Origin of the sequence: Streptomyces sp. NPDC021080 (assembly GCF_044333225.1) — a bacterium.
In the GTDB taxonomy this organism is placed as follows: domain Bacteria; phylum Actinomycetota; class Actinomycetes; order Streptomycetales; family Streptomycetaceae; genus Streptomyces.
Window position 1 is genome coordinate 251,419 of sequence record NZ_JBIRQM010000005.1, and the last position, 12,911, is coordinate 264,329.

9 protein-coding genes are annotated in these 12,911 nt (G+C 67.3%); all 9 read left to right on the forward strand.

Annotation, left to right across the window (positions count from 1 at the left end; all coding sequences use genetic code 11):
* Positions 1-452 precede the first annotated feature (452 nt).
* The 9 genes from ngcE to ACH4S8_RS14395 all read left to right on the forward strand — a co-directional run bounded on the left by ngcE (position 453) and on the right by ACH4S8_RS14395 (position 12,782).
* Entirely contained in the window at positions 453-1,901 is a 1,449-nt protein-coding gene (ngcE, locus tag ACH4S8_RS14355; protein ID WP_398393559.1) for an N-acetylglucosamine/diacetylchitobiose ABC transporter substrate-binding protein, read from the forward strand.
* Positions 1,902-1,983: 82 nt separating this feature from the next.
* Positions 1,984-2,916: a carbohydrate ABC transporter permease gene (locus ACH4S8_RS14360; protein ID WP_398393561.1), complete on the forward strand. Its 933-nt coding sequence runs from the start codon at positions 1,984-1,986 to the stop codon at positions 2,914-2,916.
* Positions 2,917-2,931: 15 nt separating this feature from the next.
* Positions 2,932-3,870, forward strand: coding sequence for a carbohydrate ABC transporter permease (locus ACH4S8_RS14365; protein WP_398393563.1), 939 nt, complete (start codon positions 2,932-2,934; stop codon positions 3,868-3,870).
* Between the two features lie 241 nt (positions 3,871-4,111).
* Positions 4,112-5,311 (forward strand): ROK family protein, encoded by a 1,200-nt coding sequence (locus ACH4S8_RS14370; RefSeq protein WP_398393565.1) that lies wholly within the window; start codon positions 4,112-4,114, stop codon positions 5,309-5,311.
* Positions 5,312-5,432: 121 nt separating this feature from the next.
* Positions 5,433-6,536 (forward strand): sugar ABC transporter substrate-binding protein, encoded by a 1,104-nt coding sequence (locus ACH4S8_RS14375; RefSeq protein WP_398393567.1) that lies wholly within the window; start codon positions 5,433-5,435, stop codon positions 6,534-6,536.
* Positions 6,537-6,807: 271 nt separating this feature from the next.
* Positions 6,808-7,599, forward strand: coding sequence for an ATP-binding cassette domain-containing protein (locus ACH4S8_RS14380; RefSeq protein ID WP_339135838.1), 792 nt, complete (start codon positions 6,808-6,810; stop codon positions 7,597-7,599).
* Positions 7,596-8,918 (forward strand): sugar ABC transporter permease, encoded by a 1,323-nt coding sequence (locus ACH4S8_RS14385; RefSeq protein ID WP_398393569.1) that lies wholly within the window; start codon positions 7,596-7,598, stop codon positions 8,916-8,918. Before ACH4S8_RS14380 ends, ACH4S8_RS14385 begins: the two co-directional genes overlap by 4 nt.
* A gap of 261 nt (positions 8,919-9,179) precedes the next feature.
* Entirely contained in the window at positions 9,180-11,111 is a 1,932-nt protein-coding gene (gene dxs / locus ACH4S8_RS14390; protein WP_398393571.1) for a 1-deoxy-D-xylulose-5-phosphate synthase, read from the forward strand.
* Between the two features lie 147 nt (positions 11,112-11,258).
* On the forward strand, positions 11,259-12,782 hold the full coding sequence (locus ACH4S8_RS14395; RefSeq protein ID WP_398393573.1) for an amino acid permease: 1,524 nt from the start codon (positions 11,259-11,261) through the stop codon (positions 12,780-12,782).
* Positions 12,783-12,911: the final 129 nt, after the last annotated feature.

Here is a 12,911-nt window from a genome sequence, read left to right on the forward strand (position 1 = left end):
GTCACTTTGATGCGCAAGGACCATTTGGGCGTCAAGTTGACAGTGGTGTCAAGGGTGTTGGGTGCGCCATCCGGGGTGAATACCGTGTGACGAACCGTGCATTGCGTTCATTGCGGGAGGCCGCGGTCCGTGGATCTTCGCCGGGGTGATCCTGGGGTGCCCCATATTTCCGTGAGGTCTCAACTCGGAAAAGACCGACGGCCAAACCTGCATTCGATCTTGCTCCGCTGGCGGGAAGTGGACTATACCTGTCGCGTCCGGCCAGTCGATCGACTGGCTCTGGACAGGCAGGACCCAGGGGGGAATTTCGCGGGACGGTGGCGCGTGGTCCATACACGCACTACCGGTTCGTCCCGCTGAATCCCCCACGCACGACCCCAGCTTGAACTGACCGCGGTGCCGGGGAGGATCCGGTTCACCGCCTGAGTCCTGGAGAAGGCGAGGACTTGAGCATGGGATCCACTTCCGCCGAGAACAGCAGCCCCGAAGGTGTCGGCCGTCGCGACCTCATCAAGAGGTCGGCCGCACTTGGCTTGATCACTGTCCCGACCATGAGCTTCCTGTCCGCGTGTGCGAGCGGCGGCGGTGACGACAAGTCGAGTGACAAGGGCACCGGCAAGACCAGCAAGGACAACCCCTTCGGTGTGAAGAAGGGCGGCGGCAAGCTCGACGTCGTCGTCTTCAAGGGCGGCTACGGCGACGACTACGCCAAGGCGTGGGAAGCGGCGTTCGACAAGAAGTGGGGCAGCAAGAGCGCCCACACGGGTACCCAGGAGATCACCGGCAAGCTCCAGCCGCGCTTCAACGGCGGCAACCCGCCGGACATCATCGACGACTCGGGTGCCCAGCAGATCAAGCTGGACGTGCTCTACAAGAACGGTCAGCTCCTCGACCTGGCCGCGGTCCTCGACGCCCCCTCCATCGACGACCCGTCGAAGAAGGTCCGCGACACGCTGATCCCGGGCACGCTCGACCCGGGCCTGCAGGGCGGCAAGGTCGTCTCCCTCAACTACATCTACACGGTGTGGGGGTTGTGGTACTCCGGCAAGCTCTTCAAGGAGAAGGGCTGGGAGGTGCCCAAGACCTGGGACGACTTCCTCGCCATCTGCAAGGACGCCAAGTCGCAGGGCATCGGCGGCCTCGCCCACCAGGGCAAGTACCCGTACTACATCAACGTCGCCATCATGGACCTGATCGCCAAGCACGGCGGTCTGGACGCCATGAAGGCGATCGACAACCTCGACCCCAAGGCGTTCGTCGGCTCCGACGCCGCGAAGGCGGCCATCGAGGCCATCTACGAGGTCGTGGAAAAGGGCTACCTGATGGCCGGCACCAACGGCCTGACCCACACCGAGTCGCAGACCCGGTGGAACCAGTACAAGGCCGCGTTCATCACCTGTGGCTCCTGGCTGGAGAACGAGCAGCTCAAGCAGACCCCGGCCGACTTCGACATGAAGTTCATGCCGATGCCCAGCCTGCCGGGCGACAAGCTGCCGTTCGAGGCGATCCGGGCCGGCTCCGGCGAGCCGTTCATCATCCCGGCGAAGGCCGCGAACCTGCCCGAGGCCCAGGAGTTCATGCGCTCCATGCTCTCCAAGGAATGGTCGACGATCTTCGCCCAGAAGGCCAACTCGCTCACCATCCTCAAGGACGCCGTGTCCGACGGCGTGCAGCTGCGTCCCGGTACGCAGTCCACGGTCGAGGCGTCCAAGGCGGCCGGCGACAACTCCTTCAACTACCTGTACCCCAACTGGTACAGCGAGATGGACGTGGCCATCCAGAACGCGTCCAACGAGCTGATGTCCAAGCGCATCCAGCCGAAGGAATGGCTGAAGCGCGCGCAGGCGGCGGTCGACAAGGCGGCCAAGGACCCGGCCTCCAAGAAGAACCACCGCGACTGATCAGGTAAAACCCGGAACATCGGGGTCACGCACGCCCGGAACGCCCGGGCCGCGCACATCCGGAACACCAGGGCAGGATGCCATGCGAAAAGGGCAGTACCGGTTCGTCGCGGGGTTTCTCCTCGCACCTTTGGCGCTGTATCTGATCTTCGTGATCTGGCCTTACCTACAGACCATCGGTTACTCCTTCACCGACTGGAAGGGCCAGTCGCAGACGTTCGGTTTCGTCGGCCTGGACAATTACAAGGCGTTGTTCCAGGACGACGTATTCCTCGAAGCGATCTGGCACAACATCCTGTTCCTGGTGTTCATCCCGGTGATCACCATCCTGCTCGCCCTCTTCTTCGCCTTCATGGTGAACGCGGGCGGGCGGGGTGGCGCCGGCGGCGTCCAGGGCGTCACGGGCTCACGCTTCTACAAGATCGTGTACTTCTTCCCGCAGGTGCTGTCGCTCGCGATCGTCGCGGTGCTCTTCGGAGCCCTCTACCGCAGTGACAGCGGCGGTCTGCTCAACGGCCTGCTCATCAAGCTCGGCCTGGTCGACGCGAACAACCCCATCGAGTGGATGAACGAGCCCAACCTGGTGCTCTGGTGCCTGATGGCGGTCGTCGTCTGGCACGGCGTCGGCTTCTATCTCGTGCTGTTCTCCGCGGCCATGCAGTCCATCCCGAAGGACATCTACGAGGCCGCGCTGCTGGACGGCGCGAGCCGCACCCACACCTTCTTCCGGGTCACCCTGCCCCTGCTGTGGGACACGGTGCAGACCGCCTGGGTCTATCTGGGCATCATCGCGATGGACATGTTCGTCCTGGTCTCGACCACGACCCAGGGCACCGGCTACGGCGGCGGCCCCGACCACCACAGCGAGGTCATGGCGAACGTCATGATGCGCAACTTCCTCTACTTCGGAAAGAGCGGCTACGCCTGTGCAATGGGCGTCGTCATGCTCCTTCTCACCCTGGTCCTGTCCGTGGTCACGCTGCGCGCCACCCGCCGCGAGCGCATCGAGTTCTGAGCGGGAGACACGATTATGAGCGCACCCATGACGGAGCCGGCGAAGGTCGACGGCGCCGCAGTACCCCCGCAGCGAAACGCGCGGAAGGCCCCGCCCCGGCCGGGTGACAAGCGCACCGAGGGCATGGCCCTCAACGTCTTCTCGCACGGCTTCCTCGCCCTCTGGGCGATCCTCATCATCCTGCCGCTGCTGTGGCTGGTCCTGAGCTCCTTCAAGACCGACGCGCAGATCGGCGGCTCCGCCCTCGGCTGGCCCTCGAACTGGCAGCTCGACGTCTTCGCCCGGGCCTGGCACAAGGGCATCGGCGACTACTTCGCCAACACCCTGATCGTCCTGGTGTTCTCGGTCCCGCTGACCATGCTGCTCGGCGCGATGGCGGCGTACGTACTGGCCCGCTACGAGTTCCCGGGCAACCGGCTCATCTACTACTTCTTCGTCGGCGGGGCCATGTTCCCCGTCTTCCTGGCCCTGGTGCCGCTGTTCTTCATGGTCAAGCGACTCGACATGCTGAACACCTACCAAGGCCTGGTCCTGGTGTACGTGGCCTACTCGCTGCCGTTCACCGTGTTCTTCATGCACGCCTTCTTCCGGACGCTGCCCACGGCGGTCTTCGAGGCGGCGGTGCTCGACGGGGCCTCGCACACCCGGGCGTTCTTCCAGGTCATGCTGCCCATGGCCAAGCCCGGACTGCTCAGCGTCGGCATCTTCAACGTGCTGGGCCAGTGGAACCAGTACATCCTGCCCTCGGTGCTGATGCAGCCGCAGACCAGTTCGGACCCGGAGCGCTACGTCCTGACCCAGGGACTCATCCAGCTCCAGCAGCAGCAGGGGTACGCCACCGACCTGCCCGTCCTGTTCGCCGGCGTGACGATCGCCATGATCCCCATGCTGATCGTCTACCTGTCCTTCCAGCGCCAGGTCCAGGCGGGTCTCACTTCGGCGACGCTCAAGTAACGAATCGTCCCGTCCGTCACATGCGCCACTCCCGTCCCGGGGGTGGCGTACGTGCGTCCGGGTGAGGTTGGAGGTCGAACGCGACCGGGTGGACCTGATTTCCGTCAAGGACTTGACTGCGGTAACCCGTTCAGCGGAGCTTGGAGTTCACAACTTGTAAGTGACCGGGTCCCGTTGACGTGACCCAGGTCACACGGGCGGCATCGGGGCCGCCCGGCTATGGGCAGGAGTGGATGAGTCGATGGAGACTCCGGGGTCGCAGTCTTCGCTGCACCGGGCCAATCTGGAGCGCGTCGTGCGGGCGGTGCGGCTGGCCGGTTCGCTGACGCAGGCGGAGATCGCGAGGGCGACGGGCCTGTCGGCCGCGACCGTTTCCAATATCGTCCGTGAACTCAAGGACGGGGGAACGGTCGAGGTCACGCCCACTTCGGCCGGCGGCCGCAGGGCGCGCAGCGTGTCCTTGAGCGGGGACGCCGGCATCGTCATCGGTGTCGACTTCGGGCACACGCATCTGCGCGTCGCGGTCGGGAACCTGGCCCATCAGGTGCTGGCCGAGGAGTCCGAGCCGCTGGACGTGGACGCCTCCGCCGCGCAGGGCTTCGACCGGGCCGAGGAACTGGTCAGCCGCCTGATCGAGGCAACAGGTGTTGACCGCTCCAAGATCGCGGGTGTGGGGCTCGGCGTGCCGGGCCCCATCGACGTGGAATCGGGCACCCTGGGGTCCACCTCGATCCTGCCGGGCTGGACCGGCGCCAGGCCCGCCGAGGAGCTGCGGGGGCGGCTCGGCGTGCCCGTCCACGTGGACAACGACGCCAATCTGGGCGCGCTCGGCGAGATGGTCTGGGGCAGCGGGCGAGGGGTCAGGGATCTCGCGTACATCAAGGTCGCCAGCGGGGTCGGCGCCGGCCTGGTGATAGAGGGCAAGATCTACCGCGGTCCCGGTGGTACGGCGGGTGAAATCGGACATATTACACTTGATGAATCCGGCCCGGTCTGCCGCTGCGGCAACCGGGGCTGCCTGGAGACCTTTGCGGCGGCGCGCTACGTACTGCCGCTCCTCCAGTCCAGTCACGGCACCGATCTGACCATGGAAGGCGTGGTCAGGCTGGCGCGGGACGGAGATCCGGGCTGCCGTCGAGTGATCGCTGACGTCGGCCGACATATCGGCAGTGGAGTCGCGAACCTCTGTAATTTGCTGAACCCGAGCAGGGTGGTCCTCGGCGGCGATCTCGCCGAGGCCGGGGAGCTTGTTCTCGGGCCCATCAGGGAGTCTGTGGGCCGCTATGCGATCCCCAGTGCCGCACGTCAACTCTCGGTGCTCCCAGGGGCTCTCGGGGGCCGTGCGGAGGTGCTCGGAGCACTCGCTCTCGCGCTCAGCGAGATGGGTGATTCGACCCTTTTGGACGGGTCGTTGGCGTCCGCTGCTCCTGCCTTCACTTAGAGAACGAAACACGCCGTTGCCAACCCGTTAAGTATTTACTTCTTGACGTCGCACGGGCGGCCGAGTTGACTCCAACCCACCTCGGTCGCAGCGTTGCGACCCTGTCAGGGAGGCACCACCAATGAACAACACGATGCGCAGAGTCGTCATCGGCACCGCCGCTGTTTCCATGGCCCTTTCGGTGGCCGCCTGTGGCAAGGCCGGCGACAAGAGCTCCAGCGACAGCAGCAGCTCCTCCTCCTCGGGCAGCAAGACCATCGGTCTCCTGCTCCCCGACAGCGTCACCGCTCGCTACGAGAAGTTCGACCACCCGCTCTTCGAGAGCAAGGTCAAGGAGCTGTGCCCGGACTGCAAGGTCCAGTACGCGAACGCGGCCGGCGACGCCGCCAAGCAGGCCCAGCAGGTCAGCACCATGATCACCCAGGGCGTCAAGGTCCTCGTGATCAGCGCTCAGGACTCGGCTGCCATCAAGTCCTCGATCCAGACCGCGGTCAACAAGGGCATCAAGGTCGTCGCGTACGACCGTCTCGCCCAGGGTCCGGTCTCGGCGTACGTCTCCTTCGACAACGAGAAGGTCGGCGAGCTCCAGGGCCAGGCGCTGCTCACCTCGCTCGGCTCCAAGGCGACCAAGAAGTCGAAGATCGTCATGATCAACGGTGACGACGCCGACCCGAACGCCGGTCAGTTCAAGGCGGGTGCCCACAAGGCCCTCGACGGCAAGGTCGACATCGCCTACGAGCAGTCCGGTCTCTGGAAGGACACCGTCGCCGCTCAGAAGATGTCCGCCGCCATCACGCAGCTCGGTGCCAAGAACATCGCGGGCGTCTACTCCGCCAACGACGGCATGGCCGGTGGCATCGCGAACACCCTCAAGGGTGCGAAGATCAGCGGCATCCCGCTGACGGGTCAGGACGCGGAGCTCGCGGGTATCCAGCGCCTCGTCGCCGGCACCCAGTCCTCCACGGTCTACAAGGCCTTCAAGCCGGAGGCGGACGCCGCTGCCCAGCTCGCGGTCAACCTGCTCGAGGGCAAGGACATCAAGACCCTCGCCAACCAGACGCTGACCAGCGGCTCCGGCGACAAGGTCCCCTCGCAGCTGCTCGTCCCGGTCTCGGTCACCAAGGCCAACATCAAGGACACGGTGATCAAGGACGGCCTGTACAAGGTCTCCGACATCTGCACCGCGGACTTCGCCAAGGCCTGCAAGGCTGCCGGCCTCCAGTAAGCACCTTCGTCTCGGGCGACTACTCGCACAACGAGTAGCCGCCCGATTCGCAACCGCCCCCGGGCGGCCGTGACCGCCCCCGGGCGGTCCCGTGAACCTGTCCGACGCCTGTCCCACCTTCATACCCCGCTGCGGGGCGGGCGTCGGATGGAACCGTTGCGAAGTGCAGCGGATTCGCGCATGTTCATTATGTAATCTTGTGCTTTTTTGCACAGTCTTCCGCGCCGGTTTGTTCGAGCGCGGCATCCCCGCCGGTCAGGCGGCGAAGGAGATGGTTCACGTGTCCGCTACGCCCGTGCTGGCGTTGCGCGGAGTCTCAAAGCGATTCGGTGCGGTTCAGGCTCTCACCGATGTCGAGCTCGAGGTTCACGCCGGAGAAGTGGTCGCCCTGGTGGGCGACAACGGTGCAGGAAAGTCCACCCTGGTCAAGACGATCGCGGGTGTTCACCCCATCGATGAGGGCGTCATCGAGTGGGACGGCCAGGCCGTCAGCATCAACAAGCCGCACGACGCCCAGGGACTCGGCGTCGCGACGGTCTACCAGGACCTCGCGCTGTGCGACAACCTCGATGTCGTCGGCAACCTCTACCTCGGTCGGGAGCTGCTGCACCGCGGCGTCCTCGACGAGGTGACCATGGAGCAGAAGGCGCGCGAGCTGCTGAGCACGCTCTCCATCCGCATCCCGAGCGTGCGCATCCCGATCGCGAGCCTTTCCGGCGGTCAGCGCCAGGTCGTGGCCATCGCCCGCGCTCTCATCGGTGACCCCAAGGTCGTCATCCTCGACGAGCCGACCGCCGCCCTCGGTGTCGAGCAGACCGCGCAGGTCCTCGACCTGGTCGAGCGGCTGCGCGAGCGCGGTCTCGGCGTCATCCTCATCAGCCACAACATGGCCGATGTGAAGGCCGTCGCGGACACCGTCGCCGTCCTGCGCCTGGGCAAGAACAACGGCTCCTTCTCCGTGAAGGACACCAGCCACGAAGAGATCATCGCCGCGATCACCGGAGCCACGGAAAACGCCGTGACCCGTCGTGCGGGGCGTCGCAGCACGGAGGCCGCAAAGTGAGCGACACGTCCAAGGTTTCCAAGGCGGAGGCGGAGGTGGAGCACCAGACCACCGTCGCGCCCGCCAGCGACCCCACCGCCGCGCCCGTGTCCGTCGTCGACCCGCGCCTGCTGGTCCGCGAAGAGGGCTTCAAGGGCTACGTCACCGAGTTCAAGCGCAAGATCAAGGGCGGCGAGCTGGGCTCGCTGCCGGTCTTCGTCGGTCTGGTCGTCATCTGGACGATCTTCCAGACCCAGAACTCCCGGTTCCTGAGCGCCGACAACCTGTCGAACATCAGCTACTTCATGTCGGCCACCGGCATGCTGGCCATCGGCCTGGTGTTCGTCCTGCTGCTCGGTGAGATCGACCTCTCCGTCGGCTCGGTCAGCGGCCTCGCGTCCACGGTCTTCGCGGTGTTCGTGGTCAACCACAGCATGAACCCGTGGCTGGCCCTGGTCCTGACCATCGCCGTCGGCGCCGCCATCGGCGCGCTCCAGGGCTGGTTCTTCGCCAAGATCGGCGTTCCCGCCTTCGTCGTGACGCTGGCCGGCTTCCTGGGCTGGAGCGGTCTGATGCTGTGGCTGCTCGGTTCGAGCGGCACCATCAACATCCCGTCCGACAGCGGCCCGGTGCACCTGCTCGGCCAGAGCTCCTTCTTCATGGACCAGGCCGTCGTCGGCGCCTACATCCTGGCCGGCCTCGCCGTCTTGTCGATGCTCGTCGGTTCGTTCATGGACCAGCGCCGCCGCAAGGCCGCCGGTGTGCCCTTCCGGCCCACCAGCGAGATCCTGCTGCGCGTCACCGCACTCGCCGTGGCGGCCTTCGTCTCCGCGGCCGTGCTCAACAACGCCTCCGGTGTCTCCAACGCCCTGGTGATCTTCCTGATCTCCCTGGTGATCGTCGACTTCATCCTGCGCCGCACCACGTACGGCCGTAAGATCTTCGCGGTCGGCGGTGGCATCGAGGCGGCCCGACGCTCCGGTATCAGCGTCTCCATGGTCCGTATCAGCGTCTTCGCCATCTCCGGCGCCTTCGCTGCCATCGGCGGTATGTTCTTCGCCGGACAGACCGCGAGCGCCACGCTGAACGCCGGCGGCGGCAACACCCTGATGCTCGCCATCGCGGCGGCCGTCATCGGTGGTACGAGCCTCTTCGGTGGCCGCGGAAACGTTTGGTCGGCCCTCCTGGGCATGCTGGTCATCCAGTCGATCCAGACCGGTCTCGACCTGCTCAACATGAACACCTCCATCCAGTACATGATCACTGGTGCGGTGCTCCTGGGCGCGGTCGTCATCGACTCCGTCTCGCGCAAGAGCCAGAAGGCCGCGGGACGCGCGTAACATCCCGCAGGGCGCCGTCGCGGTACACCGCGACGGTGTCCAGGCGGACGATCCTGTGCCCGGCGCCCGGCGGCGCCGGGCACAGTCACGTCCGGCATCCGTCGCGGTGCCGGGCGCAGCCACGTCCGGACGAGAACGCGTGTTCCCGTCCGGTTGGGCCGTTCGTGTGGCGTGGATCGCCAGGCCCGGCCCGCGCCCGAAAAGACGGAACATTAGACTCGACGAACCCGGCAACAGCTCGATCACTGCAAGGAGGCACGGGTGGCGCTGCTGACCCGCATCACGGGACCGCGCGATCTGGACCGGCTCACCCTGGAGCAGCTCGACCAGCTGGCCGGGGAGATCAGGACCTTCCTCGTCGACGCGGTCTCCAAGACCGGGGGCCATCTCGGCCCCAACCTCGGGGTCGTGGAGCTGACCATCGCCCTGCACCGCGTCTTCGAGTCACCGAAGGACAGGGTGCTGTGGGACACGGGCCACCAGTCCTACGTCCACAAGCTGCTCACCGGCCGCCAGGACTTCTCCCGGCTGAAGATGAAGGGCGGCCTGTCCGGCTACCCCGCGCAGGCCGAGTCCGAGCACGACGTCATCGAGAACTCGCACGCCTCCACCGTCCTCGGCTGGGCCGACGGACTGGCGAAGGCGAACGAGGTCCTCGGCAGGAACGACCACGTGGTCGCCGTCATCGGTGACGGCGCGCTCACCGGCGGCATGGCCTGGGAGGCGCTGAACAACATCGCCGACGCCAAGGACCGCCCGCTGATCATCGTCGTCAACGACAACGAGCGTTCGTACGCGCCGACCATCGGCGGCCTCGCGAACCACCTGGCGACCCTGCGCACCACCGACGGCTACGAGCGCTTCCTGGCCCGCGGCAAGGACCTCCTGGAGCGCACCCCGGTCGTCGGCAAGCCGCTCTACGAGACCCTGCACGGCGCGAAGAAGGGCCTGAAGGACTTCATCGCCCCGCAGGGCATGTTCGAGGACCTCGGCCTGAAGTACGTCGGCCCGATCGACGGCCACGACATCGAGGCCCTGGAGTCGGCGCTCGCCCGCGCCAAGCGCTTCGGCGGCCCGGTCATCGTGCACTGCCTCACCGAGAAGGGCCGCGGCTACCAGCCGGCCCTCCAGGACGAGGCGGACCGCTTCCACGCCGTCGGCAAGATCCACCCGGACACGGGCCTGCCGATCGCCTCCTCCGGCGCCGACTGGACCTCCGTCTTCGGCGAGGAGATGGTCGCGCTCGGCAAGGAGCGCGAGGACATCGTCGCGATCACCGCGGCGATGCTCCAGCCGGTCGGCCTCGACCGGTTCGCCAAGGCGTTCCCCAAGCGGGTGTACGACGTCGGTATCGCCGAGCAGCACGCCGCCGTCTCCGCGGCGGGGCTCGCCACTGGCGGACTGCACCCCGTCTTCGCCGTCTACGCGACCTTCCTCAACCGCGCCTTCGACCAGGTCCTGATGGACGTGGCCCTGCACAAGTGCGGCGTCACGTTCGTCCTGGACCGCGCGGGCGTCACCGGCACCGACGGCGCCTCGCACAACGGCATGTGGGACATGTCCATCCTCCAGGTCGTCCCGGGCCTCAGGCTCGCCGCCCCGCGCGACGCCGACCAGGTCCGCGCCCAGCTGCGCGAGGCCGTCGAGGTGAAGGACGCACCCACCGTGGTGCGCTTCTCCAAGGGCGCGGTCGGCCCGGCCGTCCCCGCCGTGGGCCGGATCGGCGGCATGGACGTCCTGCGGGAGCCCGGCACCGACACGCCCGACGTGCTGCTGGTCTCCGTCGGCGCGCTCGCCCCGATGTGCCTGGAGATCGCCGCCCTGCTGGACCGGCAGGGCATCTCCACCACCGTCGTCGACCCGCGCTGGGTCAAGCCGGTGGACGAGGCCATGGCGCCGCTCGCCGAGCGGCACCGCGTGGTCGTCACCGTCGAGGACAACTCCCGGGTCGGCGGTGTCGGCTCCGCCGTCGCGCAGGCCCTGCGCGACGCGGGCGTCGACATGCCGCTGCGCGACTTCGGCATCCCGCCGCGCTTCCTCGACCACGCCTCCCGCGCCGAGGTCATGGCCGAGATCGGGCTGACCGCGCCGGACATCGCCCGGCAGGTCACCGGCCTCGTCTCCAAGCTCGACGGCCGCTTCGACGGCGCCGACGCGCAGACCGTGGACGCCGTACAGCCTGCGCGCGACTGACGCCTCCCCGCACGGCCGATGGGCCGGTTTCAGCACCCTGTACGGGTGGTGAAACCGGCCCATCTGCGTGAAAAGGGTCGTGCCGGGGGATACGTGCTACCTGCCCTCTCGATCATGTCGAGGACGACAAGCGTGGGAGGTACGTCCGTGAGCAACACCCTCTTCAGGACGAAAAGGGTTGAACAATCGATCCTGGACACCGAGGAGCCGGAGCACGCGCTCAAGAAGTCGCTGTCGGCTCTGGACCTCACCGTCTTCGGTGTCGGGGTCATCATCGGCACCGGCATCTTCGTCCTCACCGGCAAGGTGGCCAAGGAGAACGCGGGACCGGGTGTCTCGCTGGCCTTCGTCGCCGCGGGTGTGGCCTGCGCGCTGGCGGCGCTCTGTTACGCGGAGTTCGCCTCCACGGTCCCGGTCGCGGGATCCGCGTACACGTTCTCCTACGCCTCCCTGGGCGAGCTGCCCGCCTGGATCATCGGCTGGGACCTGGTCCTGGAGTTCGCGCTCGGCACGGCGGTGGTGGCCGTCGGCTGGTCCGGCTACGTGCGCTCGCTGATGGACAACGCGGGCTGGCACATGCCCGAGTCGCTCAGCGGGCGTGACGGGGCCAAGGGCTTCGGCTTCGACATCCTCGCCGCCGCGCTGGTGCTGGTGCTCACCGCCATCCTCGTCATCGGCGTGAAGCTCTCCGCCAGGATCACCACGCTGGTCGTCGCGATCAAGGTCACCGTCGTGCTGATCGTGATCATCGCGGGCGCCTTCTTCATCGAGGGCAAGAACTACTCGCCGTTCATCCCCCCGGCGCAGAACGTGGAGGCGGGCAGCGGCATCAAGTCGCCGCTGATCCAGATCATGTTCGGCTGGGCACCGACCAACTTCGGCGTGATGGGCATCTTCACCGCGGCCTCCGTCGTGTTCTTCGCCTTCATCGGCTTCGACGTGGTCGCGACGGCTGCCGAGGAGACGAAGAACCCGCAGCGGGACATGCCGCGCGGCATCCTCGGCTCGCTCGTCATCTGCACCACGCTCTACGTCCTGGTGTCGATCGTGGTCACCGGCATGCAGAAGTACACCGAACTGTCCATCGACGCACCGCTCGCCGACGCGTTCAAGGCCACCGGGCACCCCTGGTACGCGGGCGTCATCAGCTTCGGCGCCGCCGTCGGACTGACCACGGTCTGCATGATCCTGCTGCTCGGCCAGACCCGGGTCTTCTTCGCGATGAGCCGCGACGGACTGCTGCCGCGGTTCTTCTCCCGCGTCCACCCGAAGTTCCGCACCCCGCACCGGCCGACCATCCTGCTCGGCGTGATCATCGCGATCCTCGCGGGCTTCACCACCCTCAGCGAGCTCGCCGAGCTGGTCAACATCGGCACGCTCTTCGCCTTCATCGTGGTCGCGGTCGGCGTCGTCGTCCTGCGCCGCACCCGCCCCGACCTGCCCCGCGCCTTCCGCACCCCGTGGGTGCCGTGGGTGCCGATCCTGTCGGTCCTCGCGACGCTGTGGCTGATGCTGAACCTGCCGGCGGAGACCTGGCTGCGGTTCGCGGTGTGGATGGTGATCGGCATCGTCGTCTACTTCCTCTACGGACGCACGCACAGCCGTCTGGCCCGGAGCCCGGAGACGGTCCCGGGCGGCCCGCAGAACCCGGGCGGCGGCACGGCCGGATAGCCGGCCCGGCGACGTGCGGCGGGCCCCCCGGGGCCCCCCCCCCCCGCCCCCCCGGGGGGCCCCCCGGGCCGAGCACCCCGGGGCCCGCCGGGGCGCCGGGCCGGGCCGGGGCGCAGGGGGGCCCCGGGG

Coding starts and splice junctions, on each gene's coding strand:
- ACH4S8_RS14380 (WP_339135838.1), top strand. CDS start 6,808: ATGGTTCACGTGTCCGCTACGCCCGTGCTGGCGTTGCGCGGAGTCTCA.
- ACH4S8_RS14360 (WP_398393561.1), top strand. CDS start 1,984: ATGCGAAAAGGGCAGTACCGGTTCGTCGCGGGGTTTCTCCTCGCACCT.
- ngcE (WP_398393559.1), top strand. CDS start 453: ATGGGATCCACTTCCGCCGAGAACAGCAGCCCCGAAGGTGTCGGCCGT.
- ACH4S8_RS14375 (WP_398393567.1), top strand. CDS start 5,433: ATGAACAACACGATGCGCAGAGTCGTCATCGGCACCGCCGCTGTTTCC.
- ACH4S8_RS14365 (WP_398393563.1), top strand. CDS start 2,932: ATGAGCGCACCCATGACGGAGCCGGCGAAGGTCGACGGCGCCGCAGTA.
- ACH4S8_RS14370 (WP_398393565.1), top strand. CDS start 4,112: ATGGAGACTCCGGGGTCGCAGTCTTCGCTGCACCGGGCCAATCTGGAG.